General features: G+C 59.1%; 2 protein-coding genes. One reads left to right on the forward strand and one right to left on the reverse strand.

The window, feature by feature from the left end; all coding sequences use genetic code 11:
- Positions 1-89: 89 nt before the first annotated feature.
- On the reverse strand, positions 90-707 hold the full coding sequence (trhA, locus tag ACKUG4_RS28180; RefSeq protein WP_011336351.1) for a PAQR family membrane homeostasis protein TrhA: 618 nt from the start codon (positions 705-707) through the stop codon (positions 90-92).
- A 142-nt stretch (positions 708-849) separates the two neighbouring features.
- On the opposite strand from trhA, the gene ACKUG4_RS28185 reads away from it, so the two are divergent.
- Positions 850-1770 carry a LysR family transcriptional regulator gene (locus ACKUG4_RS28185; RefSeq protein WP_065261867.1) on the forward strand — a complete coding sequence of 307 codons (921 nt, stop codon included), beginning with the start codon at positions 850-852 and terminating at the stop codon, positions 1768-1770.
- Positions 1771-1868: the final 98 nt, after the last annotated feature.

The raw sequence follows: 1868 nt of genomic DNA on the forward strand, positions 1-1868 counted from the left end.
CCTCATGAAAAATCAGAGCGAATACCAACCCAATTTAAGGTTGCAGGGTTCCCCTGCAACATAGAATCTCCCACAGGAATTGTGGCGTTCTAAAGGACGTAAAACAGAATCGCCACAAAGTGCAGCAGGCTCCCGGCGATCACGAACAGATGCCAGATCCCGTGGGCATGCCGCAACCGATGGTCGAGGGCGAAGAAGATGATCCCCACGGTGTACAGCACGCCACCCGACGCCAGCCAGGCAAACCCCGCCGTCCCGAGCGCGGCGATCAGCGGCTTGACCGCCACCAGCACGATCCAGCCCATCACCGCGTAGATCACGATCGACAGGATCCGCGCCTCCGAGCGTGGCTTGATCTCCTGCAGGATGCCTATCAGCGCCAGCCCCCAGACAATCCCGAACAGCGTCCAGCCCCACGGCCCGCGCAGGGTCACCAGGCAGAACGGCGTGTAACTGCCGGCGATCAGCAGGTAGATCGAAAAGTGATCGACCTTTTTCATGATCGCTTTCTTGCGCCCGCGCACGCTGTGGTACACGGTGGACGCGCTGTAGAGCACCAGCAACGTAAAGGCATAAATCGCCACGCTGACGATCTTCCACGGGCTGCCGTCGAGGCTGGCGATCACCAGCATCCAGACGCCCCCGACAAACGCCGCTACCGCACCGACCAGATGCGTCCAGGCGTTCAGTTTTTCTCCGTGATACATGTGTCGCACACCTCGATTTCATTTACCGCAACGCGCAAGGCTCGGGCCTTGAGCGTAAAAGCGCAATGTTTCCGTTCAACGCAGGCCTGCACCTGTCCTGATATTTGGGCACAATCGAGCGATACCAAGAAGAGTCCGCGCCATGCTGATCGACGAAGAATTGACCCTGAAGAAACTCGAGGTGTTCCTCGCCTTCATGCGCACCGGCAACCTCGCCCGCGCCGCCGCCGAGTTGCAGACCAGCAACGTCAGCGTGCACCGCGCGATCCATTCGCTGGAAAGCGCCCTGCGCTGTCCGCTGTTCAAACACGAAGGGCGCAACCTGACACCGCTGGAAAGCGCCTACGTGCTCGAAGAGCGGGCGCAGAAGCTGATTCAGGACGTGGTCGAAAGCGTGCGCCTGACGCGCGAAGCCGCCGGGTTCTCGGCCGAGCGATTCAAGCTCGGCTCGCTGTATTCGCTGACGGTGAAGACCGTGCCGCAATTGATCATGGGTTTGAAGATCCGCCGCAGCGAACTCAACATCGACCTGATCCTCGGCTCGAACATCGACCTGCTCTACAAGCTGAAAAACATGGAAGTCGACGCGATCCTGGTGTCGCTGGACGACACCGTCAACGACCCGGACTGCGAGCAGATTCCACTGTTTTCCGACGACATTTTCCTCGCCACCCCGGCGGATTCGCGCTTCGCCCAACGCAGCGAAGTGGATCTGGCGCAGGTGCGCGACGAAACCTTCATCACCCTCACCCAAGGCTTCGCCACCCACCAGGACGGCATTCGGGTGTTCAGGCAGGCGGGGTTCGAGCCGAAGGTGGCGATGCAGGTCAACGACATCTTCACCCTGCTGAGCATGGTCAGTTCCGGGGTCGGTTATGCGTTGCTGCCGGGGAGGATTGCGGCGGTGTACGAGAACCGGGTGAAGCTGATTCCGTTGCAGGAGAAGTACCGGTTGCAGCAGCACATTGGGGTGGTGTTTTTGAAGGCTAAAGAGCGGGACCCGAATCTGCTGGCGTTGTTGGCGGAGTGTCGGATGTATGCGAATCGCCAGTTGGCGGTGTGATTAAAAGCAGATCAAAAGCTTACCCCCTCACTGTAGAGACCGGTACATCCTTTACACATTAGACCGGGGACATCGTTTACACCTTTTACAGGCTTGAT

Origin of the sequence: Candidatus Pseudomonas auctus (assembly GCF_048654275.1) — a bacterium.
GTDB classification, from domain to species: Bacteria; Pseudomonadota; Gammaproteobacteria; order Pseudomonadales; family Pseudomonadaceae; genus Aquipseudomonas; species Aquipseudomonas pharyngis.

Bases quoted from the DNA above. Each gene is read 5' to 3' on its own strand.
- trhA (WP_011336351.1), bottom strand. From the start codon at position 707: ATGTATCACGGAGAAAAACTGAACGCCTGGACGCATCTGGTCGGTGCG.
- ACKUG4_RS28185 (WP_065261867.1), top strand. From the start codon at position 850: ATGCTGATCGACGAAGAATTGACCCTGAAGAAACTCGAGGTGTTCCTC.